This window comes from Myxococcus sp. SDU36, assembly GCF_030168875.1.
Lineage (GTDB): Bacteria > Myxococcota > Myxococcia > Myxococcales > Myxococcaceae > Myxococcus > Myxococcus vastator.
Genome location: NZ_CP077414.1, coordinates 290,247 through 311,553, shown reverse-complemented (window position 1 = coordinate 311,553; position 21,307 = coordinate 290,247). Strand labels below are relative to the sequence as shown.

The 21,307-nt window shown below is 70.8% G+C and carries 14 protein-coding genes; 8 read left to right on the top strand and 6 right to left on the bottom strand.

Annotation, left to right across the window (positions count from 1 at the left end; translation table 11 throughout):
- Nucleotide 1 precedes the first annotated feature (1 nt).
- Nucleotides 2-472 carry a hypothetical protein gene (locus KGD87_RS01240; RefSeq protein WP_284665762.1) on the bottom strand — a complete coding sequence of 157 codons (471 nt, stop codon included), beginning with the start codon at nucleotides 470-472 and terminating at the stop codon, nucleotides 2-4.
- Nucleotides 473-763: 291 nt separating this feature from the next.
- Between KGD87_RS01240 and KGD87_RS01235 the strand changes: the two genes are divergently transcribed.
- Nucleotides 764-2,569 carry a CotH kinase family protein gene (locus KGD87_RS01235; protein WP_284665761.1) on the top strand — a complete coding sequence of 602 codons (1,806 nt, stop codon included), beginning with the start codon at nucleotides 764-766 and terminating at the stop codon, nucleotides 2,567-2,569.
- Between the two features lie 16 nt (nucleotides 2,570-2,585).
- Here KGD87_RS01235 and pbpC read toward each other — a convergent pair whose 3' ends face one another.
- Nucleotides 2,586-4,955, bottom strand: coding sequence for a penicillin-binding protein 1C (gene pbpC / locus KGD87_RS01230; RefSeq protein ID WP_284665760.1), 2,370 nt, complete (start codon nucleotides 4,953-4,955; stop codon nucleotides 2,586-2,588).
- A gap of 33 nt (nucleotides 4,956-4,988) precedes the next feature.
- On the opposite strand from pbpC, the gene KGD87_RS01225 reads away from it, so the two are divergent.
- Nucleotides 4,989-5,672 carry a phospholipase D-like domain-containing protein gene (locus KGD87_RS01225; RefSeq protein ID WP_350102657.1) on the top strand — a complete coding sequence of 228 codons (684 nt, stop codon included), beginning with the start codon at nucleotides 4,989-4,991 and terminating at the stop codon, nucleotides 5,670-5,672.
- A 22-nt stretch (nucleotides 5,673-5,694) separates the two neighbouring features.
- Here the strand turns inward: KGD87_RS01225 and KGD87_RS01220 are convergent, their stop codons facing one another.
- Entirely contained in the window at nucleotides 5,695-11,436 is a 5,742-nt protein-coding gene (locus tag KGD87_RS01220; RefSeq protein WP_284665758.1) for an alpha-2-macroglobulin family protein, read from the bottom strand.
- Nucleotides 11,437-11,703: 267 nt separating this feature from the next.
- On the opposite strand from KGD87_RS01220, the gene KGD87_RS01215 reads away from it, so the two are divergent.
- A complete protein-coding gene (locus tag KGD87_RS01215) occupies nucleotides 11,704-12,426 on the top strand; it encodes an RNA methyltransferase (RefSeq protein WP_284665757.1) in 723 nt (240 codons plus the stop codon).
- Here KGD87_RS01215 and KGD87_RS01210 read toward each other — a convergent pair whose 3' ends face one another.
- Entirely contained in the window at nucleotides 12,427-12,699 is a 273-nt protein-coding gene (locus tag KGD87_RS01210) for a hypothetical protein (RefSeq protein ID WP_176418327.1), read from the bottom strand.
- 182 nt (nucleotides 12,700-12,881) lie between these two features.
- On the opposite strand from KGD87_RS01210, the gene KGD87_RS01205 reads away from it, so the two are divergent.
- Both KGD87_RS01205 and sthA read left to right on the top strand, forming a co-directional pair.
- Nucleotides 12,882-13,691 carry a pseudouridine synthase gene (locus KGD87_RS01205; RefSeq protein WP_284665756.1) on the top strand — a complete coding sequence of 270 codons (810 nt, stop codon included), beginning with the start codon at nucleotides 12,882-12,884 and terminating at the stop codon, nucleotides 13,689-13,691.
- A gap of 50 nt (nucleotides 13,692-13,741) precedes the next feature.
- Complete coding sequence (sthA, locus tag KGD87_RS01200) at nucleotides 13,742-15,145, top strand: Si-specific NAD(P)(+) transhydrogenase (RefSeq protein ID WP_284665755.1); 1,404 nt, start codon at nucleotides 13,742-13,744, stop codon at nucleotides 15,143-15,145.
- On the opposite strand, the gene encD is transcribed toward sthA, so the two are convergent.
- A complete protein-coding gene (encD, locus tag KGD87_RS01195) occupies nucleotides 15,129-15,458 on the bottom strand; it encodes an encapsulin nanocompartment cargo ferric reductase EncD (RefSeq protein ID WP_163782799.1) in 330 nt (109 codons plus the stop codon). The genes sthA and encD overlap by 17 nt on opposite strands.
- Before the next feature lie 40 nt (nucleotides 15,459-15,498).
- Complete coding sequence (locus KGD87_RS01190) at nucleotides 15,499-15,861, bottom strand: nuclear transport factor 2 family protein (RefSeq protein WP_284665754.1); 363 nt, start codon at nucleotides 15,859-15,861, stop codon at nucleotides 15,499-15,501.
- Nucleotides 15,862-16,019: 158 nt separating this feature from the next.
- Here KGD87_RS01190 and fusA point away from each other — a divergent pair, with 158 nt between their 5' ends.
- The 3 genes from fusA to KGD87_RS01175 all read left to right on the top strand — a co-directional run bounded on the left by fusA (nucleotide 16,020) and on the right by KGD87_RS01175 (nucleotide 21,288).
- A complete protein-coding gene (fusA, locus tag KGD87_RS01185) occupies nucleotides 16,020-18,134 on the top strand; it encodes an elongation factor G (RefSeq protein ID WP_284665753.1) in 2,115 nt (704 codons plus the stop codon).
- A gap of 85 nt (nucleotides 18,135-18,219) precedes the next feature.
- Nucleotides 18,220-20,145: an ABC-F family ATP-binding cassette domain-containing protein gene (locus KGD87_RS01180; RefSeq protein ID WP_284665752.1), complete on the top strand. Its 1,926-nt coding sequence runs from the start codon at nucleotides 18,220-18,222 to the stop codon at nucleotides 20,143-20,145.
- Nucleotides 20,146-20,418: 273 nt separating this feature from the next.
- On the top strand, nucleotides 20,419-21,288 hold the full coding sequence (locus tag KGD87_RS01175) for a flagellar motor protein MotB (protein WP_284665751.1): 870 nt from the start codon (nucleotides 20,419-20,421) through the stop codon (nucleotides 21,286-21,288).
- Nucleotides 21,289-21,307: the final 19 nt, after the last annotated feature.

Sequence of the window (21,307 nt, the reverse complement as noted above, 5' to 3'; positions counted from 1 at the left end):
GTCAGGACTGCGCGGCGACGAGGGCGGCGTTGGCCCGGGCCATGGGCCCGCCCTCCATGGGAATGCGCTCGAAGTCGCCGCGCAGTGCCTTGATGGCGAACTTCTCCAGGTCGATTTCCCGGCGGGTGCGCACGCCGAGCACGCGCAGCAGCTCGGACAGCGGGCTGAAGCCGGACAGGCTGTGCTGGAGCAACATGCCCCCCGCCACCGCGGTGAGCCCCCGCCAACGTCCGCCGTCCCGCCGGCCCAGCAGCAGGCCCAGCAGGCCCAGGGCCGACGTGCCCACGGCGAGGGCGCGGTTGATGTCCCACTCGCGCTCCAGCCGGGCGAGGTAGCGCGTCATCTCCGCGCGGTCCCCCCGCTCGGCCATGTGCCGGACGCAGCGCTCCACGTGCTCGTCGATGCGCCGGTTCACCACCAGCGGCGTGTGGACACGGACGGTGTCGGACGACGTCTGGTTCCACGATTCCATATGAGGCCCTCTCTCCCTGACGCGGCGCGCCCCCTCTTCTCTAGAAGCTAGGACCGCCGCCCCACGCCGTGCACAGCCCACCCGAGGAAAGGGGCCCCGTTCAGCCCGGCCGCCTGCCCCGCCAGGGGCCCCTTCGCGTCCCATTCCCTCCAGGGTGGGACGAGCAGCCAGGTTGGGTAATCCGTTTCCCTTGCACGCGACGGCGGGTGCCTGCGCGCCGCTTCAAGCGTTCGCTCTTCACCAAAGGGTGGCCCTGGGAACAGGCACAACCGTTGCTTTGCGCCGGGGTTGATGACTCCTTCTCGATTGCTGCTGTGCCTGCCGCTGCTGAGCCTGTGGGCTTGTAATGGAACCCAGGCGGAGCGGCCCCCGTCCCTCCAGGACCCTCCGGGCGTGGAGAACCCGCGACTTCCGCCTGGCGAGGAGGAGCCGCCGCCGGCACAGCCACCGCCGCCCGTGGACCCGCCTCCTGTCGACCCGCCACCGGTGGACCCACCTCCCGAGCCCCCGCCGCCCGTGCCGGAGACGGAGCGGCCCTTCGCGATGCCGCCCGCGCAGACGTCGGTGCCGCGGTACGAGCTCATCATCCCCGAAGAGACGATGCGGAGGTTCGAGGCGGACCCGTGGACGACGGAGCAGGACGGCCTCTTCAAGGCGAACGGGACGACGTACCGCGTGCAGGTGCGCCTGCGGGGCGCCTCCGCGCGCTTCTTCCCGAAGAAGAGCTGGAACGTGAGCTTCGAGGACGGCGTGCGCTTCGAGGGGCGGACGTCACTCAACCTCGTGGCCGAGTACGCGGACGCGACGCTGCTGGCGGAGAAGCTCGCCTTCGACCTGCTGGAGGCCATGCGCGTCCCCGCCTCGAAGGGCACGCTGGTGCGGCTCGACGTCAACGGCGTGTACCAGGGCGTGTTCCTGGAAATCGAGCAGGTGAACAAGGCCTTCCTGCGGGCGCACGCCTACGCCGACACGGATGCAACCATCTACCGGTGCGGCTGGAAGGACTGCGAATTCAAGATGGTGAAGGTGCCGTACCAGGGTGACTGGGCGAAGAAGACGAACGAGTCCCAGCCGGACGACAAGCTCTGGGAGATGGTGGGCGCCATCAACCACACGCCCGAGCCCCAGTTCGTCAGCGAGCTGGAGAAGCGCTTCGAGCTGGAGCACTACCTGCGCGCCATGGTGATGGACGCGCTGATGTCCAACAACTTCGTGGAGGACTCGGAGAGCTACTTCATCTACGACCGCGCGGTGGCGAAGTGGTCCTACGTCCCGTGGGACCTCAACAACGTGGACTCGCGCTGGTGGTACCCCATCAGCGTGGAGGACATGAGCCAGAGCACCAGCAACATGCGCCACCCGCTGTTCAGCTTCACCCTCACCGACGCCTGGGTGGCGAAGATGTACGAGCAGCGCAAGCTGGAGACGGCCTCGTACCCCGGCTACCTGCCGGTGTTCTCCAACCTGGCCACCCGCGTGGTGATGAACCCCGTGCTGCGCGAGCGGCTGGAGGCGCGGCTGGACAAGGCGATGGAGGAGCTCTTCACCAGCGAAGTCATGGACGCGCACATCGACAAGCTCCATGCGCTCATCGACCCGCACATGCGTGACGACCCCTTCATGGACTACGGCCGCTTCTCCGCGGGCCGCGCCTACCTGAAGCGCTACGTGCGCGAGCGCCGCGGCTTCATCTTCAAGGAGCTGGAGCGGCTCGCGGAGCAGCGGCCCACGCTGGTGCTGGAGGCCGTCCACCCGCGCGAGGGCTGGGTGGAGGTGGGCAACCGCACCTCGGCGCCCCTCTCCCTGGCGGGCATGGTGCTGACGACGCAGCTTCGCATCAGCCTGGCGCAGAGCCCCAGCCACCTGCCCACCCAGGTGCGCGCGCCCATCGGCGCGGTGCTGCCGGACGTGACGGTGGCCCCGGGGCAGCGCGTCCGCCTCAACGCCGCGCAGCTGGGCATCCAGATGCCCGCCAACGGAGAGATTGGCCTCTTCAACGGGCGCTCCGTGGTGGGCGTGAAAGACCTGCTCTTCTACGGCGACCTGGGCGCGGGCAGGCGCTACGAGCGCGGCGCGCGGGGCTGGGAAGTGCGCTGAGCGCCGCGCGCGTGGTTCAGGGCCGAATGCGGACCTCCAGCGTCCGCTTCGCGCTCAGTCCCCGGTCATCGGTGACGAGAATCTCGTGGGAGCCCACGGACGGCGTCCACCACACGCGCTCATCGGCGCGCGCCGTCCCCAGCAGGGCCCCGTCCACGAACCACGTCAGCGCCCGCTCGTGTGAGGCCTCCGCCTCCAGCGGCACCTCCTGTTGCGAGGCCGGGACGCCGGGAATCAGCACGGCCACCTGTCCCGGCGCGGGGGAGACGATGGATGGGGCTGCGCGCGCGCCTCCCGGTTCGCAGCCAGGCGCGGCGGCGGGCGGCTCCGGCAGGCGCCGGTGCTGCTCCTCCAGCCAGCGGCGGATGGTGGCCGGCCACGTCACGTACACCCGCGTCTGCGTCTTCCGCCCCGTCCGGCACATGGGGCCCACCGACAGCCCCGTGGCCACGTCCACCTCCACGTGCTGGTGGTACGGGCAGCGCGCGGTGGGCACCGCCGAGCGCCGCGCGTAGACGTGCTTGCGCTGCACGCAGGCGTCCGTCGGCAGGTGCCCCGAATAGGCGCAGACCTCCACCACGGCCAGGTCATCCGGCGGATTCACGCGCTCGTCCGGCAGGTTGAGGCCGCGCGGGCCCACGCCCTCCAGGATGTCGAACAGCACCGGCCCCGCCGCGTCCGCGCCCACCAGGTGCACGCTGGGCGTGTGGTCGAAGTTCCCCAGCCAGACGACCGCCGTGTGCCGGGGCCCCGAGCCCGCCGCCCACGCGTCGCGGTGGCCGAAGCTGGTCCCCGTCTTCCAGTGCACGCGCGCTGGCATGCCCGTCAGCCGCCGGCGCGCCGGGAAGTCCGGCCTGTCCTTCAGCGACAGCGCCCGGCGCGTCAGCCACGCCGCGCCGGGGGACAGCACCTCCACCGGCTCGCCCGCCTTCTCGTCCAAGAGGAGCCGCAGGGGCGGCGCGCGCCCATCCCCCGCGAGCGCGACGTAGACGCCCGCGAGCTCCAGCGGCGTCAGCTCGATGCCGCCCACCGCCGCGGACAGGCCGTAGTAGCCGGGCTCCTGCACCAGGCTGGTGACCCCCGCCGCTTGCAGGGCGCCCAGGAAGCGCTCCACGCCCACGCGCTCCAGGAGCCGCACGAAGGGCATGTTGAGCGACTGGGACAGCGCGTACTCCAGGCGCACCAGCCCCTGGAAGCGGCCGTCGAAGTTGCGCGGCGCATAGCCGCCGTAGGCCGTGGGCACGTCCGCCACCAGCTGCTCTGGCCCCACCATCCCCAGGTCGATGCCCATGGCATACAGCAGGGGCTTGAGCGCCGAGCCCGGTGAGCGCGGCGTGGCGAAGCCAATAATCTGCCCGCCGTGCCGCGGGTCGAAGAAGTCGAAGTTGCCCACCAGCGCGAGCACCTCCGCCTGCTGCCGGTCCACCACCACCGCCGTCCCGTTGTGGATGCCTCGTGGCGCCAATCCCAGCGCCGCGTCCCGCATCAACCGCTCCACCATCCGCTGCGTGCCGGCCTCCAGCGTGGTGCGCAGCCGGGCCTGCTCCGGCCGCTGCGTGCGCAGCCACACCGCCACGTGCGGCGCCTCGCGGGGAAAGGGCGTCAGGTCCGTGGGCACCGGCGTGTCGCGCACCTCGCGCAGCACCGTCTGCGCCGACACACGGGCCGCCTCGGGCCCCCGGGGAAGCGCCTCCACGTCCAGCAGCCTGCGCGCCACGCCGTCCCGCGCCGACTTCAGCCGGGACGTGTTCCGCGCCGTGGGGAAGCGCCGGTTCGGGTTCTGCGGCACCGCCAGCAGCGTGGAAATCTCCGCGGGGCTCAGGTTCGCCGCGGTGTGGCCGAAGTACGCCAGCGCGGCGGCCTCCACGCCCTCCACGTTGCGCCCATACGGGACGAACTGGAGATAGGCCGCGAGCACCTCCTGCTTGGACAGCCGCACCTCCAACTGCATCGCCCGGAAGGCCTCAATGATTTTCGACGTGAAGGTGCGGGGCCGCGGCTCCAGCACGCGGACCAGCTGCATCGTCAAGGTCGAGGCGCCCGACACCCGCCGCCCCGTGGACAGGTTGCGCGCCGCCGCGCGCAGCACCGCCAGCGGGTCCACGCCCGGGTGGTGGAAGAAGCGCTTGTCCTCCAGGGCCAGCAGGGCCTGGACGTAGTCCGGGTCCACGCGCTTCACCTGCGTGGGGATGCGCCAGCGCTCGTCCGGGGCCAGGAAGACATGGGCCGGCGTGCCGTCCCGGTACTCCATCACCACCGACGCGGGCGCGAAGAGCCGGGCCGGCAGGGGCACGCGCCAGGCCGCCAGCCACGCGGCCACGGCGAGGCCCAACAACCCCAGGCCCGCGGGCAACAGCTTCCGGATGATTCGACGGGCACGGCTCATGAGGCGATGAATCCCTGGCATATGCTACGCGCGATGAATGCCTTTGAAATCGACGCCATCCTGACGTCCATCCTCGACGACCGGCGGCTCACCCCCACCGAGCGGCAGGCATTGCAGGCCGTCCTGGCGGAGCGGCGGGCAGGCGAGGCCCTGCTCACCCTCTTCCGCTCCCGGGCCTTCGCCCTGGCGCGAGCGTCGATGAAGGACGCGCGCTCCCGGGAGGTCATCTCCTGGCTGGAGGAGACGGTGCAGGCGCTGCACGCGCCCGAGCCCGAGCAGACGTCGCGCATGGAGGCGCACTTCTCTCCGGGCGAGGGCCCGCTCAACGCCATCGTCCAGCAAATCCAATCGGCGCGCGGCTCCATCGACGTCTGCGTCTTCACGGTGACGGATGACCGCATCACCCGCGCGCTGCTGGAGGCCCACCGGCGCGGTGTGCGGATGCGGATGGTGAGTGACGATGACAAGGCCATGGACCCGGGCTCCGACATGGAGCGGCTGGGGGACGCCGGCATCCCCGTCCGCCTGGACAGGACGTCCGCGCACATGCACCACAAGTTCGCCGTGTTCGACCGGCTGCGGCTGGTGACGGGCAGCTACAACTGGACGCGCTCGGCCGCCGAGTACAACCACGAGAACGTCCTGGTGTCCGACGACGCGCGGCTGGTGCAGCCCTTCAGCCGCGCGTTCGACGCGCTGTGGGAGACGCTCGACTAGGAGCGTCTCCCCGCGCCGCGCGCTACAGCAGGTTGTCCTTCCACGGCCCGGACACCTGAATCGTCCGGCCCGGCTCACGCGCCCACAGGCGCGGGTCATACATGGCCTCCGCCTCCGCCGACGGCAGCGTGAAGGCACCCGCCGTCACCGCGCGCACCGCGTAGACGACCTTCTTCGACTCGCGAGGCCCCAGGCTGCCAAACACTTCCATCCGGTCATCGCGGATGTTCACGTAGTCCGCGGACCACAGCGACGCCGGGTCCACCCAGTCGGTGGCGCCACCCCGGCCCAGGCGCGCGTTCTCGATTTCCCAGCCCGCCGGCAGCCGGTCCACCAGGGCGATGTTCTGCACGCGCTCGGCCGTGGTGTTGCGGAGTTCCAGCTCCACGTAGACGAGGTCCGCCAGCGCCACCGGGGCCTGCCCCATGGCCAGCTCCGTGCCGTCCAGCTTGCGCCAGGTGCGGGTGAGCGCCAGGCCGTCGCCGCCCGTGCGGGGCTTGCTGTCCGAGCGCACGCCCTCGCTGCTGAGCACGAGGTACAGCCGCCCCTCGTCCTTGGACGTCACCTCCAGTTGGAGCCCCTGCCGCTCGCTGGCCCGGGCCAGGGCCCACGTCCGGTCCGACGAGCGCACCGTCTTGTCCTGCACCGGCGTCAGCACCTTGCCGTCCGCCTTGAGCACCGGCGCGGAGAACTGGGTGGACGTGCCCTGCAGCCGCTTGCCCAGGCCGGTGATGCCCCACACCAGCTCCTGCGTCGTGTACCAGTTGCTGTGGTGCGCCTGGAGGGACTCGGCCACCATGCGGGCCAGCGGCTCGCCCGCCGCGTCCTTGCCGAACAGGTCCTGGAAGGTGCTCAGCATGAAGCCGCGGCGGCGCCGGTCCGAATAGAAGGACCAGTCGTTCTTCCGCTCGTCGGTGACGGGCGACAAGTCTGGGTTGCGCAGCTCCTTCTCATAGCGCCGGTCGCCCGCCAGCCACAGCGAGGCCTTGAGCATGTAGTCCCGCTCCTGCTCCTCGCCCGTGAGCGCCTGCTTCTGCGCCCGCGCCGCCAGCGCGTCCACCATCTTCTGCACGCGCGCCTTGCGGCCCTTGCCGGCCACGGAGAGGACGTAGTGCATGTAGGCCTCCGCGCTGTCCGTGTACATGGCGTCGCGGCCCTGGCGGCCCTCGAGCTTGTTCAGCTCGGTGGACATCCACGTGAGGGCGTCGCTCAGCCGGTCCTGCGGCACGGGGTACTTCAGCTTCTGCGCGTCCAGCAGCATGTGCGTGGCATACGCCGAGCCCCAGCCCACCGGCTCCGTGGCGCCCGGCCAGTAGCCGAAGCCGCCCGACGGCGTCTGCATGGACAGGACGCGGTTGATGCCCGCCAGCACCATGTCCCCCACGGACGCGCCCCGGGTCAGCGTGGGGTCCACGTCGTTCACCAGCTCGGACACGTACAGCAGCGGCCGGGTGGAGGACGTCGTCTGCTCCACGCAGCCGTAGGGGTATTGCACCAGGTACGAGAGGTGCTGCAGCGAGCGCGCGTACGGGTTGGCCGTCACCCACACCGTGGAGCGCTCCGTCGTGGGCACCCAGCCCTGGAGGTACTGAGAGACGTCCGTCGTCCCCTGCGCCAGCTCAATCTGCTGCACCCGGCGCTCGCGCGGGCCCGCCGGAGACAGCGGCACGTCCAGCGACTCCCGCGAGGTGTGGCCGCCGCCCTCCACCGTCACCGACAGCCGCGCCGCGCCCACCGCTTGCACCGCGCGGGCCTGGAAGACGAAGGTGTGGGACTTGCCATCCGCCACCCGCGCCGTGCCCTCGCTCTTGCCCAGGAGCTGCAGCGGCGAGGTGGCCGCCGCGGGCATCACCAGCCCCGGCACCGGCAGCGACTCCGCGTGGAGCGTCACCTTCACGTCCTGCGCCTTGCCGGACAGGTTGGTGACGAAGACGGGCACCTGGATTTCGTCGTGCTGCGTGAGGAAGCGCGGCAGCGTCGTCTGGAGCACCAGCGGGTCGCGCACCAGCACCTGGGCGCTGGCGCGGCCGATGCGCTGCGGCCCCGCCGTCACCGCCATCACCCGCACCGCGCCGCGGTACTGGGGCAGCTTGAAGGGCACGCGCAGCTTGCCGTTGGCCGGCACCGGCAGCAGGCCGCTCCACAGCGCCACGGGCTTGACGGGCTGCACGCGGCCGTCCGCGCCGCCCTCCCCGTCACCACCCGTGGAGCGGGACGCGCCTCCCGGCGGCACCAGCAGCGTCCAGCCCAGCGTCTCGTAGGTCTCCACGCCCAGCGCCCGCCGGGCGAAGAGCTGCTTCTGCGGGTCCGGGCTCTGGAAGCGCGTGAGGGAGAGGATGCCCTCGTCCACCACCGCGATGGTGGCGAAGGTGGGGCCTTCCTGCGGGCCCAGCTCCAGGTCCACCGTGAAGGTATCGTTGGAGCGCACCTCCTTGGGCACCTTCATCGTCACCGTCTGCGTGTACTCCACCGGCTCCAGCGTGACGCTGCCCACGCCGAAGGCGCGGTCCGGCATGAAGGCCTCGGCGGACTCCAGGTGCGGGTCCTTCACCAGGAAGGCGCTCACGTACACGTTGGGCGCGAAGGCGGACGGCGTGAAGCTCCACGTCACCTCGCCGGGCTCCACCGCCACCCAGTGGGAGGCGAGCACGCGGTCCGTCTCCGCGGTGAAGAGCATGCGGCCCTTGTAGGGTGACTTCAGCTTCACGGTGATGGCCTGTCCCACGCGCCCCTTCGCCGGCAGCGCCAGGTCCAGCGACGTGGGCTTGAGCGGGCGCGGCGTCTGGTCCACGCGCGAGCCTTCACCCCACCAGTAGTACCGGCCCTCCCCTTCCAGCTCCAGGTCCGTCTGGGCTCCGCCCGAGCGCACGCGCACGATGTAGCCCGCGGCGTCCGCGCCCGGCGTCACGTCCAGCGAGAAGCGGCCGTCCTTCACCGTCACCGTGGAGCGGCCCTCGCGCACCGGGCGCAGGTAGCGCTGGTAGCGCTCGTAGCCCTCGTTCTCGTCGTAGAAGGAGCCGTACTCCTCCTCCAGGCGCAGGAACTCCACGTCCACTGACTTGGGCGTCTTGTCCGAGGCGGCCAGCAGCTTGCCGTCCCAGTCCACCACCACGCCCTTCACCGTGAAGGGCTTGCCGGCCTTGACCTTGCCCGTGTTGCCCTGGAGGCCCACGTAGTAGGCCTCCGGGTGCACCGGCACCGTCACGCTGCCCAGGGTGGAGCGGCCGCTGCCCGACTCGAAGACGCTGGCCAGCGCGCTCAGCGCCCCGGCGCCCCGCAGGGCCCCCATGGCGCCCTGGGCCGGGCAACGAAGGACGGCCTGTCCCTTCGCGTCCAGCGTGCCCTGCACCTGGCCCAGCGTGACGGGGCGGGGCTCGCTGCCGTCCTGGCGCCACAGCCCGTAGGCGTACTGCGCGTTCTCCTTCGGCTTGAAGGCGGACGGAATCAGCCGGCACGTCAGCTCCACCGGGCTGCCCTCCGCCGAGCCACCGAAGAGGTACGCGGCCTCCACGCCCACCGGGACTTCCTCGCCCTGGAGGTAGCCGGCCTGCTCGGTGCGCGCCTCCACCTTCATGCGCTCCGGGACGAACTCCTCCACGCTGATGCTGTAGAGGGCCACGTCGCGGTCCGCCACCTTCAGCACCACGCGGTAGCTGCCCGTGTCCTGGAACGCCTCGAAGGGCAGGTCCAGCGTCACCATGCCCGCCTCGTTCGTCTTCAGCGACACCTTCTTCAGCTCGCGCTCGCGCGGGTCCACCACCACCAGCTCCACCGGCATGCCCACCGGCGGCGCCTTGTCGTCCTGCCCCCGCAGCACCGCGGCGAGGTGCGCCGTGTCGCCCGGGCGATACACGCCCCGGTCCGACCACACCGACGCGCGGTAGGCCTTCTCCGAACGGTAGGGCTCGCCGTGCACGTCCGCGTTGGCGATCTCCGTCTTCAGTTCGCTGTACTTGAGGTACGTCAGCTCCTCGCCGTCACGGGCGATGAGCGCGAAGGGCGCGCTGTCGTCGATGCCGGGCGCGGGCACCTGGAGCCGGCAGCCATCCGCCGCCACCGTGGTGCAGCGGGCCACCGACTCGCCGCTCTTCTTCACCAGGGAGACCTCCACGCCCGACAGCGGCTCGGTGCTCTCCATGCCCAGCGCCCACACCCAGACCTCACCAGCGCCGTTGGAGCGCGGCTCGGCCTCACCGCGCTTGGCCACCAGGCTCAGGTTGGTGAGGAGGATGCGGCTCGCCGCCACGTGGTGGCTCTGCTTCGCGGTGATTTCCACCAGGCCCTTCGTGTTCGCCGGAACCAGGCTGGCCACGTCCACGTAGGTGGTCGTCAGCGTGTCCGGCGGCGACTTGAGGGCCAGCGTGCGCTTCGCCACCACGTTGGAGGTGCGCTCGTCCGCGCGCTCGCGGTGGTCGTCACTCATCCAGAAGACGAGGTTCTCCGGCGGCACGTTGCGGACGGTGAGCTCCACCGAGTCCAGGTTGAGGTGCTGCAGCGGCAGGTTGCGCCACGCGCCGCGCGGCAGGTAGCGGCCAGTGGTCGCGAAGGACAGCTGCGGCGAGCGCGCGGGGACGGCGAAGGCGTCCTCGAAGGTGGCCAGCAACATGCCGCCGCCCACCGAGGTCGTTCCCGCGTCGATGCGCAGCGCGTAGGAGCCGCGCTTGAAGTCACCGAAGATGCGGAAGCCGCGGCGCGACGGCGCGACGGCGACCTTGACGGCGGGCGTCAGGTGGATGGACTCCGCGGCGATGCCGTCATCCAGCGTGCAGCCCTTGTTGCGGTGGTCCCAGTAGTACGGGTCATACCCCTCCGTCTCGCGCGGAGAGGGCGGCGCGGCGCCGTCCACGTCCCGGCAGCTCACCTCGAGGTAGAAGCCGGTGCCGCCCTGCTCCACGGACACGCGGGTGATGTCCATGCGCTTGCCGGCGCGCAGCTCGAACGCGCCGCGCGCGGAGGGGGCCGTGGCCTTCGCCTGCGACGCGGCGGGCAGTCCCGCCTGGAGGCTGAAGTCCACCGTGCGGCCCTGCTTGAGCAGCCCGCTGGTCAGCTGCGCGCTGACGACGTTGCGCGTGGTGGGCAGGGTGCGCCACTTCACGTCGCCCACCGCCTGCCCGCCCACCCGGAAGCTCGCCCGCGAACGCAAGGCGGCGACGTCCACGGGGCCGGAGAAGACGGCCTCCACCTCCACGCGGCCCTTCACCGTGTCGAGCTGACGCGGCACCATCCGGACGAACTGGAAGGGCGGCGTGGTGAACGCATGGGACCAGTCCCCAGCCGCGGGCGGCTTCACCACGCCCGAGTCCAACCCCACCGACGACACCGCGACGGCGTACTTCGTGTCGAAGGCGAAGCCCTCGCCCGACGGCGTGAACGTCAGCGTGGACAGGGAGGACCAGGAGAGGCTGCCCGGCACGTCCGGGGTGATGGTGACGACGGTGTCCTTCAGCACCGAGCCATCGCGGGGGCGCACCTCCCGAGGGAATTCGATGACGAGCTCCTGCGGAAGCACGTCACCGGTGGAGACCGCGCGGATGACGGGCGTCAGCACCTCCGGCGCGGGGGGCTGCGGCGTCCGCGCCACGTCCGTCCCCGAGTCCGCCGACTGCGCGGCGACGGGCGGCTGGGGCTGCGTCGCGGGCGTCTCGGTGGACTCCTGTTCCTTCTTGCAGCCCGCGAGCGTGGCGCTCACCAACAAGGCCGCGAGGAGCCAGCGCGAGCGTTTCGCCCACGGTGGCCGATGCGTGACGACGGACTGCGAACCCATGATTCCTCCAGAAGATGACGCGTGTTCTTCACGCGGCGTGCCGGACCCGCGCGCACCGGGGAAGAGAGGGCTGTGGTCAGGCGCCCGCGGCTCTGACGCGTCCCCCGCGCGTCAGCGGACCCGCAGGGTGTCCAGGGGGCCACACCGGCCGTGGCCCCTTGGCGCCTGCGAAGGCTTTCGAGGCCCCCAGGCTATCGGAGTCCGGGACGCGGCGTGACATCCATCCGCGGTCCTCGCGATGCGAGAAGGCGCTAAGGTGCCCCGCGCATGGTGCTGCCCGTCCGATTCGTCCTCATGCGCCCCCGCAACGCGGAGAATCTGGGCGCCGCCGCCCGGGCCTTGAAGAACTGTGGCCTGTCCGATTGGGTCTGGGTCCGCCCGGAGGTGGAGGACCTGGAGCCGGCGCGCAGGCTCGCCGTCCACGCCGGGGACGTGCTGGACGCGGCGCGGCGCGCGGACACGCTGGAAGCGGCCGTGGCGGACTGTGTCTGGGTGGTGGGGACCAGCTCGCGCAAGGTCGAAGGCAAGCGCCGGCTTCCGCCACGCGCGGTGGGCGAGGAGCTGGTGGCCCGGGCGCCCCAGGGGCCCGTGGCGCTCGTCTTCGGTGACGAGCGCAGCGGGCTCACCAACGCGGAGGTGGAGCGCGTGCATGACTTGTCCGCCGTGCCGACCGCGCCCGAGCAGCCCTCCATCAACCTGGCGCAGGCCGTGCTGCTGTACGCCTACGAGGTCCGCGTGGCGATGCTGGAGGCCGCCGCCACGCCGCCGGGCCCGCTGCCCGCGGCGGCCACGGACTCGGAGCTCGCGCAGGTGGAGTCCACGCTGGAGTCCGTCCTCACGACGGGAGGCTTCCTGGTGGACGCCCAGCCGGGCCGCACGGCGGTGCGGGACTTGTTCGCGCCGCTGCGGCGCTCCCGGCTGACGCGGAAGGAGGCGCGCTTGTGGCTGGCCGCGCTGCACAGCCTGCGCAAGCGCCAGCCCGCGCCCTAGCTAGACGGAGCGCGGCTTCTGGGGGATGCCCGTCCCCTTGCCCACGCCAATCCCGCCGGGCCCGGAGGTCGGCGGCCCCTTGCGCCCCGCCATGCGCATCGCGCTCCAGGCGAAGGCCGCGGCGACCACCACCAGCAGCAGGACCCACAGCCAGGTGGACGAGGAAGGGCCCGTCGTGGGCTCCCGGCCGATGGGCAGGGGCGCCTGCGCCTGTGACTGGGCGAGCGCGAGAACGGGGACCAGGAGCGTCAGATATGGAATCCGGGTGCGCATGACGGGAAGGTGTCCACCGACGCACGTCCCCGCCCGCGCTCCCAGAGGGCCACGCCGGCCGTGCGGACACGGACCGGCCGGCCGGGCGTCCCCCCACAAGCCGGCTCCAGCGCGCCGGGGTTCCCCGGGCCTCTACAACTCCTGCTCCCGCCCGAGGCCGGGCCGGGTACAGTGCCGCGCCCATGCCTCGCAAGCCCGACAAGCCGAAACCGCCGCAGCAGCAGCACAAACGCTGGGAGGGCAAGGAGAAGCCAGACTGGCTGTCGCGCGCGCTGGCCCGCGCGGGCGTCTTTCCCCAGAAGGAAGCGGAGGACGCCATCCGCGCCGGCCGCGTCAGCATCAACGGCCGCGTGGCGAAGATGGCCCTGACGCCCGTGCATCCGGGCGCGATTGTGAAGGTGGACGGCCTCGTCGTGCCCCTGGAGGCCCCGTCCACGCGGGTGCTGGCCTTCCACAAGCCCGCGGGCCTGCTGTCCTCCACGGAGCGGCAGCACCGCACCGGCACCGTCTTCGAGGCGCTGCTGCCCCAGCTCCCGCCGGAGCTGGCCGGCTATACGTGGCACGCCGTGGGCCGCCTGGACGTGGACTCCACGGGCCTGCTGCTCTTCACCAACGACGACAAGCTGGTGGCCCACGCGACGTCCCCGGACACGCGCCTGCCCAAGCGCTACGTGGCCACCGTCTTCAGCACCGCGAGCGACGAGCGGGTGGAGCCCCTGCGCCAGGGCATGACGTTGGATGACGGCCTCGCCCGCCCCGCGAAGGTGCACGTGCGGGACGAGCACACGGTGGAGGTGACGCTCACGGAAGGCCGGCACCACCAGGTGAAGCGGATGCTCGGCGCCGTGGGCCTGCCCGTGCGCGCGCTGCACCGCGAGGCCGTGGGCGGCGTGGACCTGGAAGGCATCCCCGAAGGCACCTTCCGGCTGCTGACGGACGACGAGGTCCGCCAGGGGCTTCGCTACGAGGGGCGCGCGCCCTCGGTCCCCTAGCCGCTTGCATTGGCTTCAAACGACCGGCCCGGTCGCGTACCTTCGCCCCCATGGCGGACTTCGACCTGGTGGTGATTGGCTCCGGCCCGGCGGGTGAGTGGGGCGCGGTGCAGGCGGCGCTTGCGGGCAAGCGCGTGGCGGTGGTGGAGCGGGAACCCGTGCTGGGTGGGACCGCGGCGAACACGGGCACCCTTCCCTCCAAGACGCTGCGCGAGACGGCGCTCCACCTGTCCGGCTTCCGGGCGCGAGGCCTGTACAGCGTGGAGACGACGCCGCGGCACGAGGCCACGGTGTCCGACTTCCTCTTCCGCGAACGGCGGGTGAAGGACATCGAGCGCGAGCGCATTGCCCGCAACCTCCAGCGCCACAAGGTGGAGGTTGTCCAGGGCACCGGCGCGCTCGTGGACGCGCACACCGTCGTCGTGCGGCGCCAGGGCTCCCCGGAGCGGCGCCTCACCGGCGACACCCTCCTGGTGGCCACCGGCTCGTCGCCGTACCGGCCGCCGCTGTACCCCTTCGAGGACCCGCGCATCCACGACTCGGACGAGGTGCTGGAGCTCGAGAGGCTGCCGCGCTCGCTGGTGGTGGTGGGCGCAGGCGTCATCGGCTGTGAGTACGCATGCATGTTCGCCGCCATGGGCATCCCCGTGACGCTGGTGGAGTCGCGCGCGGAGCTGCTGCCCTTCCTGGACGACGAGTTCTCCGCGCTGCTGGGGCAGCGCATGGAGGCGCTCGGCATCCAGTCGCGCTTCGGTCAGACGGTGGAGCAGGTGGACGTGCCACGGGACGCGGACACCCCCATCCGGCTGCGGCTCTCCTCCGGCGCCGCGCTGGAGACGGACCAGATTCTGGTCGCCTCCGGCCGCACCGCCAACACCGCGGGCCTGGGGCTGGAGGCCCTGGGCGTGAAGGTGGGCCCGCGCGGCCAGGTGGAGGTGGGCTCCACGTACCAGACGGCCCTGCCCAACCTCTATGCCGTGGGGGACGTCATCGGCTTCCCGGCGCTGGCGTCCACGTCCATGGACCAGGCGCGCATCGCCGTGGAGCACGCGTTCGGCCTGGGCGGCGTGCGCACCATGGCGCCGGTGCTGCCTTATGGCATCTACACCATCCCCGAGGTGTCGATGGCCGGCGAGACGGAAGGCGCCCTGCGCAAGCTGAACGTGCCCTACGTGGCCGGCCGCGCCGCCTTCGCCACCAACCCGCGCGGCCAGATTCTGGGAGACACACACGGCCTGCTGAAGCTGCTCTTCCACCGGGAGAGCCTCAAGCTGCTGGGCGTGCACGTCATGGGGCCCCAGGCCTCCGAGCTGGTGCACGTGGGCCTCACGGCCCTGCTGACCGGCTCCGGGGCCCGGCTCTTCGTGGAGACGTGCTTCAACTACCCGACGCTGTCGGAGGCCTACAAGGCGGCCACCTTCGACGCGTTGGACCAGCTCAGCGGTTGCTCCTGAGGCTCCCCACCGTGAGGCCCGTGGCGAAAGGGGCCGCTTCGTGCAGGTCGTCCGCCGAGCCCCGCGCCAGCCGGGGGGCCTCGGCGGGCGCTTCCCGGGCTGGCGTCGGCGCGGCGGCGCCGCGGCCCCCTGCCCCTCCGAGCAGCTCCTGGATGCGCTGCCAGCGCGCCTTCTCCTCCACCATCAGCCGGGTGAGCTCCGCGCGGGCGGACCCATCCTCCAACTCGGAGGCGGCCGCCGCCACGCGGTCCAGGAACGGCATCAGGTAACCGAAGTCCCTGTCGAAGGCGCTGGAGTCTGGGTTCTTCGCCATTGCCGCGCACGCTATCCCACTTCCCGGCAAGTGGGTGGCTTCAGCCGTGGTACACGCGCGAGGCGACAATCCGGTCGCCGCGCACCTCGAAGACCTCCGCCACCGGCATGGGGGCCTCCCCCGGCGCATGGCGCAGGTACTCCATGAACACCCTGTCCTCGTCCGCGGTGAGGGCCACCAGCTCATACCGCAGCCCCGGCAGCCGGGCGTTGGCCGCCTTCCACCAGGCGGACAGCGCCTGCCGCCCCACCAGCCGCCCGCCCGTCTCCGGGTGCAGCACCCGGATCTTGGGAGAGGTGTGGGTGGCGTCCTCGGCATAGAGCGCCACCAGCGCGTCCACGTCGTAGGCGTTGAAGGCGTCCAGCCAGGCTCGGGCCAGGGAGGAGTTTTTCGTCGCGCTCATCGTTAGAAACCTCAACTGAAAATGGCACTGAGTAGGCGGAGGTAGGCTCAGGTGAGTCAATCTCCATGCGGATTTGGCTGGAAACTACGTCCTGTGGGAAGTAGAGGCCCCGCCTGCTCTGTTCCGTCAGGCACTTTCAAGAAAAGAAGGACCGGATCGTGGCCGCCAACGCACCCATCGAGAAGATTCGAAACATCGGTATCTCCGCCCACATCGACTCGGGCAAGACGACGCTCTCTGAGCGCATCCTGTTCTATACGGGTCGGATTCACGAGATCCACGAGGTCCGCGGCAAGGACGGCGTGGGCGCGATCATGGACTCGATGGACCTGGAGCGTGAGAAGGGCATCACCATCCAGTCCGCCGCCACGTTCGCGATGTGGGGCGACCACAACATCAACCTCATCGACACCCCGGGACACGTGGACTTCACCATCGAGGTGGAGCGCTCGCTCCGCGTGCTCGACGGCGCCATCCTGGTCCTCTGCTCGGTGTCCGGCGTGCAGTCGCAGTCCATCACCGTGGACCGCCAGATGAAGCGCTACCGCGTTCCGCGCATCGCGTTCGTCAACAAGATGGACCGCGCTGGCGCGAACTATGACCGCGTGGCCGCGCAGCTGAAGGAGAAGCTGAACCACCACCCCGTGAAGCTCCAGCTGCCCATCGGCGCAGAGGACCGCTTCAAGGGCCTGGTCGACCTGATCGCCATGAAGGCGTTCTACTTCGACGGCGACAACGGTGAGAATGTCCGCGAGGAGGAGATTCCCGCGGAGCTGCTCGAGGAGGCCAAGGAGCGCCGTCAGCAGATGATTGAGGGCGTGGCCGAGGTCGACGACCAGCTCGGCGAGCTCTTCCTGTCCGACGCGGCCATCCCGAACGACGCGCTGGTCGCCGCCATCCGCCGGGCCACCATTGGCCTGAAGATGACGCCGGTCATGTGCGGCTCCGCCTACAAGAACAAGGGCGTGCAGCTGCTCCTGAACGCCGTCTGCTCGTACCTCCCGAACCCCAAGGAGGCGACGAACGAGGCGCTGGACCAGAAGAACAACGAGGCGAAGGTCATCCTCGAGTCCGACCCGGAGAAGCCCTTCGTCGGTCTGGCGTTCAAGCTGGAAGACGGCCGCTACGGGCAGCTGACGTACATGCGCATCTACCAGGGCCGGGTTTCGAAGGGTGACTTCATCGTCAACCAGTCGAACCAGAAGAAGGTCAAGGTTCCGCGCATCGTCCGCATGCACTCCAGCCAGATGAACGACATCAACGACGCCACCGCCGGTGACATCGTCGCGTTGTTCGGCATCGAGTGCGCGTCCGGTGACACGTTCACCGACGGCGCCGTGAACTACACGATGACGTCCATGCACGTGCCGGACGCCGTGATTTCGCTCGCCGTGGCCCCCAAGGACCGCTCCGCGCTGGCCAACTTCTCCAAGGCGCTCAACCGGTTCACCAAGGAGGACCCCACCTTCCGCGTGCACCGCGACGAGGAGTCCGGGCAGACCATCATCCGCGGCATGGGTGAGCTCCACCTGGAGATCTACATCGAGCGCATGAAGCGCGAGTACAACTGCGAGGTCCAGGCCGGCAAGCCGCAGGTGGCCTACCGCGAGACCATCAGCCAGAAGGGCGAGTTCGCGTACACGCACAAGAAGCAGACGGGTGGCTCCGGCCAGTTCGCCCGCGTGTGCGGGTACCTGGAGCCGCTGCCTTCGGACGCGGTGCAGCAGTACGAGTTCGTGGACGACATCGTGGGCGGCTCCATCCCCCGCGAGTTCATCCCGGCCTGCGACAAGGGCTTCACCGAGGCCGTGAAGAAGGGCAGCCTCATCGGCTTCCCCGTGGTGGGTGTGCGCGTGGTCATCAACGACGGCGCCTTCCACGCGGTGGACTCGTCCGAAATGGCGTTCAAGACGGCCGCCATCATGGGCTTCCGTGAGGGCTACGCCGCCGCCAAGCCCATCATCCTCGAGCCGATGATGAAGGTGGAGGTCCAGGCCCCCGAGGACTTCCAGGGCTCCGTCGTGGGTCAGCTGAACCAGCGCCGTGGCACCATCCTCTCCACCGAGACGGCCGAGGGCTACGTCACGGCGGTGGCCGAGGTGCCGCTGAACACCATGTTCGGCTACTCCACGGACCTGCGCTCCGCCACCCAGGGCAAGGGCGAGTACACGATGGAGTTCTCCCGCTACACGCCGGTGCCCCGGAACGAGTCCGAGGCCCTGATGGCGGCGTACAAGGAGAAGCAGGCCGCTGAGCAGGCCGCGCGCAAGTAGTCCGCGCATCCGCCACACTCTGGCGGTAAGGAAGGCGTCCCTCTTCAATGAGGGGCGCCTTTCGCCTTTTCAGGAGTCCGACACCGTGACGCTGCTCCGCGCCGCCAACGTTCAGCTCAGCTTCGGAAGCCGCACCGTCTTCCAGGACCTCACCTTCACCATCGAAGAGGGAGAGCGGGTGGGCCTGGTGGGCGTCAACGGCTCCGGCAAGTCGTCGCTGATGAAAATCCTGGCCGGGGCCTCCCGCGCCGACACGGGCGAGCTCCAGCTGCGCCGCGGCGCCCGCGTCACCTACCTGCCCCAGGAGCCGGAGTTCCCCGAAGGCGCCACGGTGGCCTCCGAGCTGTCCGTGTCCCAGGGGCCGCTGAAGGAGACGCTGGCCGCCCACGCGGAGCTGGCGCAGCGGATGGAGTCCGCCCCCGCGCAAGAGCAGGACAAGCTCATGGCGCAGTTCTCCGCGCTCAGCGACCGCATTGAGCAGATGGGCGGCTGGGACACCGAGCACCACGCGAAGACGCTGCTGGACAGGCTGGGCGTGAAGGACTGGGACCGGCCCGTGGCGCAGCTGTCCGGCGGCCTGCGCAAGCGCGTGGCCATTGCCCGGGCCCTGCTGACGCGGCCGGACCTGCTGCTGCTGGACGAGCCCACCAACCACCTGGACGCGGACACGGTGGACTGGCTGGAGGAGGAGCTGGACAAGCTGCCCGGGGCGCTGCTGCTCGTCACGCACGACCGGTACTTCCTGGACGGGCTGGTGGACCGCATCGTCGAAATCCAGCCCGGCGCGGGCGTGACGTCCTATCCCGGCAACTACCAGGCCTACGTGGAGCAGAAGCTGGTGGCGCAGGAGAACGCCGCGCTGGCGCAGCACAAGCGCGAGCGCTGGATTGCGCAGGAAGTTGCGTGGCTGCGCAAGGGCCCGGAGGCCCGCCGCACCAAGAGCAAGTCGCGCATCGACCGGGCGCAGAAGCTGATGGCGGAGAAGGGCTTCGAGCGCCCCAAGGTGGCGGACCTGCGCGTGGCGGCGGCGCCCCGGCTGGGCCACACCGTCATCGAGGCCGAGGGCGTGCAGAAGGCCTTTGGCGACCGGAAGGTGCTGGACGGCGTGGACTTCCGCCTCCAGCGCGGCGAGCGCGTGGGCCTGGTGGGCCCCAACGGCGTGGGCAAGACGACCTTCCTGCGCGTGCTGCTGGGCGAGGTGGAGCCCGACGGCGGCAAGCTCGTCATCGGGAAGAACACGAAGGTGGCGTACTACGACCAGAGCCGGGCGCAGCTCGACCTGGAGGCCACCGTGTACGAGTCGGCCTCGCAGGGCGAGGACTGGGTGGAGTTGGGCGACCAGAAGGTGGCCCTGCGCGACTACCTGGACGACCTGCTCTTCCCCGTGCCCATGCAGCGCATGAAGGTGAAGGCGCTGTCAGGCGGCGAGCGCAACCGGCTGCTGCTGGCGCGCCTGTTCCTGGAGGGCGCCAACGTGCTGGTGCTGGACGAGCCCACCAATGATTTGGACATCGTCACCCTCAACATCCTGGAGCGGCTGCTCCTGGACTTCGGGGGCAGCACCCTGCTCGTCACCCACGACCGGTACTTCCTGGACAAAGTTGCCACCAGCATCCTCACCTTCGAGGGCGACGGCCGCGTCACCCGCTACGAGGGCAACTACGCCATGTACCGGCGGCTGAAGGAGCAGTCGGACGCGAAGGCCGCGGCCCCCGCTCCCAAGCCCGCGCCCCGGCAGGACGAGCCCGCCCCCGCGCCCGCCAAGGCCACGCGCAAGGCCGGGAAGCTCTCCTACAAGGACCAGCGCGAGCTGGACGGCATGGAGGCCACCATCGAAGCCGCCGAGTCGCGCAAGGCCGGCCTGGAGGCCCAGCTCGCCGACCCCGCCGTGTACAGCAACGGCTCCAAGGTGGCGGAGGTGCAGAAGGAGCTGGACGCCACCGTCGCCGAGGTGGACCGGCTGTACACGCGCTGGCAGGAGCTGCAGGACCTGGCCGCCGCCAGCACATAGGCCGGCGCGCGTCTGTCCATTCCCAGCCATGTCTGGGAATGGGACTTCGCGGAAACCCAGGGAGAATCCGGACGACTGGCACGTCAAGTCAGTGCGTTGTTGGGAACCCCAGTACTTGCTGGACGCAAGGGAAGGCGTGCAGCCCTTGCGCGGGGCTGGCGCGTCGTGCGACTCGTGGGGGGCTTCGGGGCCGTCGCACTCACGTCATGATTCATTGGAGGCGTCGTCTTGCCGTCCCGGCCTGCGCTTGCGCTTGTCTCTGTGTTGTCCTCATTGGCCCTGCTTCTCGGCCCCGCTGAAACGCGGGCCCAGGGCCGCTCGCTCCCCTCCTTCAACCTCCAGCGTCTGGAATTGGACCCGGCGGCGCTGGGCTCGCTGATGGTGGGAACGGGCCGCACGCTGCCCCAGGGCGCGCTGCGGATGTCCGTCCAGGGGCACTACGAGCAGCTCCCCTTCCACTTCCAGCGGCGGTGGGAGCCGGGCAGCGGCAGTGGCCTGGTGGAGGACCGCTTCACCATGGACCTGACGGCCGCCTACGGCGTGCTGCCGTGGCTCCAGGTCGCCGCGGAGGTGCCCTTCATCGTCAGCCAGGGCGGCTCGCGCTTCCGGGACTTCAACGCCCCGGAAGGCTCGGGGATGGGGACGCCGTGGCTGGGCCTGCGCGCGGCGCTGCTGCGTCAAGACTTCGGCTTCCAGTTGGCGGCGGACGTGTCGGCCGCGCTCCCGGTGGGCAGCACGGCGCTGCTGGCCCGGGACGACTACGCGGTGCACCCGCGCCTGCAGGTCGGCTTCCTGGCGGAGACGTGGCAGGTGGGCGGGGAGGCCGGCGTGCTGGTGCGCAAGAAGCACGAGCTCTTCAGCGTGTCTGGCTACTCCCAGGACGTCATCGGCAGCGAGCTGCGGCTGGGCGCCACGGTGACGTCGCGGGCGGGGGAGAGCACGCGCGGCGAGGTGAGCGTGGTGGCGGGGCTGCCGCTGCAAGGCGGCCGTCCGGCCGGCGAGCTGCTGCTGGCCATCCGCAAGCACGCGCTGTCCTGGCTGGACCTCTACGTCCTGGGCGGGCCGGGCCTGGGCGCCGGCATGGACACGCCCACCTTCCGCTTCATGGCGGGCGCCTCGTTCTCCACCTTCCGGGTGGACTGAAGCGCCCCGCCCCGCCGTC

What these genes read in the sequence shown, in the direction of transcription:
- KGD87_RS01225 (WP_350102657.1), top strand. Translation starts at nt 4,989, where the DNA reads ATGAATGCCTTTGAAATCGACGCCATCCTGACGTCCATCCTCGACGAC.
- KGD87_RS01235 (WP_284665761.1), top strand. Translation starts at nt 764, where the DNA reads ATGACTCCTTCTCGATTGCTGCTGTGCCTGCCGCTGCTGAGCCTGTGG.
- KGD87_RS01190 (WP_284665754.1), bottom strand. Translation starts at nt 15,861, where the DNA reads ATGAGCGCGACGAAAAACTCCTCCCTGGCCCGAGCCTGGCTGGACGCC.
- KGD87_RS01215 (WP_284665757.1), top strand. Translation starts at nt 11,704, where the DNA reads ATGGTGCTGCCCGTCCGATTCGTCCTCATGCGCCCCCGCAACGCGGAG.
- KGD87_RS01205 (WP_284665756.1), top strand. Translation starts at nt 12,882, where the DNA reads ATGCCTCGCAAGCCCGACAAGCCGAAACCGCCGCAGCAGCAGCACAAA.
- encD (WP_163782799.1), bottom strand. Translation starts at nt 15,458, where the DNA reads ATGGCGAAGAACCCAGACTCCAGCGCCTTCGACAGGGACTTCGGTTAC.
- KGD87_RS01240 (WP_284665762.1), bottom strand. Translation starts at nt 472, where the DNA reads ATGGAATCGTGGAACCAGACGTCGTCCGACACCGTCCGTGTCCACACG.
- sthA (WP_284665755.1), top strand. Translation starts at nt 13,742, where the DNA reads ATGGCGGACTTCGACCTGGTGGTGATTGGCTCCGGCCCGGCGGGTGAG.
- KGD87_RS01220 (WP_284665758.1), bottom strand. Translation starts at nt 11,436, where the DNA reads ATGGGTTCGCAGTCCGTCGTCACGCATCGGCCACCGTGGGCGAAACGC.
- KGD87_RS01210 (WP_176418327.1), bottom strand. Translation starts at nt 12,699, where the DNA reads ATGCGCACCCGGATTCCATATCTGACGCTCCTGGTCCCCGTTCTCGCG.
- pbpC (WP_284665760.1), bottom strand. Translation starts at nt 4,955, where the DNA reads ATGAGCCGTGCCCGTCGAATCATCCGGAAGCTGTTGCCCGCGGGCCTG.